The sequence below is a fragment of the Hydrocoleum sp. CS-953 genome, assembly GCF_002260545.1.
In the GTDB taxonomy this organism is placed as follows: domain Bacteria; phylum Cyanobacteriota; class Cyanobacteriia; order Cyanobacteriales; family Microcoleaceae; genus Trichodesmium.
In genome coordinates this window covers 1-2989 of sequence record NZ_LGSU01000399.1, presented here as the reverse complement: position 1 = coordinate 2989, position 2989 = coordinate 1, and the positions used below count along the sequence as shown (strand labels likewise).

The 2989-nt window shown below is 32.6% G+C and carries 2 protein-coding genes; one reads left to right on the top strand and one right to left on the bottom strand.

The annotated features are described in order from the left end of the window. Positions 1-177: 177 nt before the first annotated feature. Positions 178-711 (top strand): TauD/TfdA family dioxygenase, encoded by a 534-nt coding sequence (locus AFK68_RS03890; RefSeq protein WP_094671674.1) that lies wholly within the window; start codon positions 178-180, stop codon positions 709-711. An 827-nt stretch (positions 712-1538) separates the two neighbouring features. Here the strand turns inward: AFK68_RS03890 and AFK68_RS03885 are convergent. Further along, positions 1539-2989: mechanosensitive ion channel domain-containing protein (locus AFK68_RS03885; RefSeq protein WP_371357218.1), on the bottom strand; the 1451-nt coding region annotated here is incomplete at its 5' end.

The following is a 2989-nucleotide window of genomic DNA, read 5'->3' as shown; positions in this document are numbered from 1 at the left end:
ATAGTCAGTTATCAAAAAATGCTCTCTGGTTGGCAATATATATATTGTTAGGTTCTGGAGTTTTAGGAACTGTTTTAACTCCTTAAATTTCATCTCCTATATTCCCTGACTTCTGCAAGAAGCCTAATATTTAGTTTATCTATCAGTAGTCGAGTTATTAGTCAAAAATCTTAGAAAATGTCTATCAAACTAGAAAACCCTAATCAAATATTACCCTCATTTAAGCCTTTACACAATCAATTTGGAAAAGAGCTATCTTTCGGAGCAGAAGTAGTTGGAATTGACCTATCAAAATCTTTATCATATCAACAGTGGGAAACCCTAATAGCAGGATTTGAAAAATATTCATTACTATTGTTTAAAAATCAGCAGTTAACTCCAGAGATGGAAATTGATTTTCTTACTAAGTTTCCCCATGATATTCAGGCAGTTAAGGAAGGGAGAAATATTGCCCCATTCTATAAAAAACTACCTGGTTATCCGCCCTTACTTTCTCTTCATGGATACGGTTCATTTACTCACTATGGGCACGAATTTACACTTACTGCTGGTGAGGTCTTTAAATATTCTCGTATTTGGCATACTGATTTTAATAGTATATCCGATACCCCACCTGTTGTGAGTGCTGTGTATGCAGTAGTTGTACCGAAAAAAGGAGGTGAAACACTTTTTTGTAGTTCCATAAAAGCTTATGAAGTTCTAACACCATAACTGCAAAAAAAAGCTCTACAAATGAAAGTTTGCTATTGTCCTACTATGAATTTTCAACCTGAACCTCAAGGTATGTATGCATCCAATAGATGATATTAAAACTTCTATGAAAAATTTTAATCCCCCTAAAGTTGCTAGAATACACCCAGTAATAATCCAAACAAAAAAGGCAAGAATGCTTTGTTTTTAACTGTACATTCTGCTGGAAAATTGAAGGAATAGAAGCTGAACCAAGTCAGGAATTAATAGAGAAGTTTTTAACTCCAGGTACTCAACCAGAAAATATTTTTTCTCTCAAATGGGAAGTAGGAGATTTTGGTATCTGGAATAATTGAGAAATACTTCATACTGGAACACCTTGGCATATCTACGAAAATGACCAAAGATTAATGCACATCTTTTTTCTTGATAGTACGGAAAAAGTTACTCCAGCTTCTCAACTCTACTAAAAATATAGTTTGCTGAAAAAGTCTTTTGCTGAGGGTAGGAGTCAGGATAAATTTTGGGTATTTTGAGCTTTTAGTAGCGAACAGATTGCTCTTTTTTCCCAGAAATAAAAAAAGGCTAAAATATCTATGTGTAGATAAAGGTTTTAGCCTTTTTAGGTCAGTAAAAAGTACGCCTGTTTCAGCTCTTAATACTTAAAAAGTTAGTATAAAAGGCAATAGTTGGAAAAAAAATTACTCCTCCGCTACTTCCCTACTCCTTAAAAAAGACTTTTTCAGCAAAGCCTAGTTACTTCCATAGTGACAAAAATAAAGTGGTGATTTTGCCTAGGTATTTGTAGAATATTCTGACTCCTGAATTCTATCTCCTGACTCCTTCTTTTAGATGCCAAATAAATTATAAATTCGGTTCCTTACCCAAACCAAAGCTGTTTTTTGAGAAGTTGTTTGGTCATGGAGTAATCCTAAATTTTTTAAGGTCTCTAAACGTTGGGATAATTCTTCAGGAATTTTGTCTGCTAGTCTTTGATGTTTTCCCAAAAGATTTTGTAGATTTTCTTGGTCTACTACAAATAATATCGTATCTTCTACAGCACGAAGACTAGCTGTACGAGTAATCCCTAAAAGTGGTGACATTTCTCCAATAAATTCTCCTGGGTATCTAGTCGTAATATATTTATTTGCTTTTTCTGAAAAGACTTCCACTGACCCTGAAAGTATTATATAAAATGAGTCTCCTGGTTCTCCCTCTCTACAGATTATTTCACTTCTAGGAATAATTTTTCTATATCCATTTTCAATGACATCTCGTAGTTCAATAATATTACAATTCCTGAAATAACTAATCTGTCGTAATAAATCTCGTAAATTCGATTCTGAGCTTTTATATTTAGTCTTTGGTTGATTTTTTACCAGGGAAATTGACTGGTTTATCTGATTTTTTTGAACAGTAGTTAATCCTGCTTTTTGATGCTTTTGAATTGAATATTTAGTATTACGAATATGTAAATCTCTTTGGGGAAAAGGAACTTCAATATTCCGGGAACGTAATTCTGAGTGAATTGAAAAATTTAAAGAACTTTTGATTGGATCTGTGAGAGGAGGATATTTAATCCAAACTAATAGTTCAAAATTTAAAGCACTATCTCCAAACCCTTTAAACCAAACTTTTGGCGAAGGATTTGATAAGACTTTTTTTTCCTTTCTAGCTGCATCTAAAAGTGCTTCTGTTACTAAAGTTGTATCGCTACCATAAGCAACTCCAATAGGAATATGTAGACGACATTTTGGGTCTCTGTGACTCCAATTAATAATATCTTTTTCTACCAGACAATTATTGGGAAAAATAACAAAAATACCATCAAGAGTCCGGATTAAAGTTGACCGGATTAAAATTTTTTCTACTATTCCTGATAAGTCATCAACTTCAATAAAATCTCCTACTTTAATTGGTTGGGCAATCAGAATTGTTAAACCACTAATAAAGTTACTAACAATATTTTTAAGTCCGATACCTATACCAATACTTAAAGCACCAGCAATTACAGTAATTGAGGTTAGGTCAATGCCTGTGTTATGCAAAACTATTAAAACCCCAACTATTGTAATTATATAATTAATAATAGTGGCGATCGCTTCTCTTGTACCTTTTTTTACTCCTAGATTAACTAATATCCATTCACTCATCCACTTTTTTATTGTGCGGGAGAGGAATATTACTATAATGATTGATAAAATTATTTCAGTAATATTTTTGATGGAGAATGATTGGTTGCCTAATTGAAATATCTCTGTTTGAAAGATTTGAACTAAGAAATTAAATATATTTGCTA

Bases quoted from the DNA above. Each gene is read 5' to 3' on its own strand.
- AFK68_RS03890 (WP_094671674.1), top strand. From the start codon at position 178: ATGTCTATCAAACTAGAAAACCCTAATCAAATATTACCCTCATTTAAG.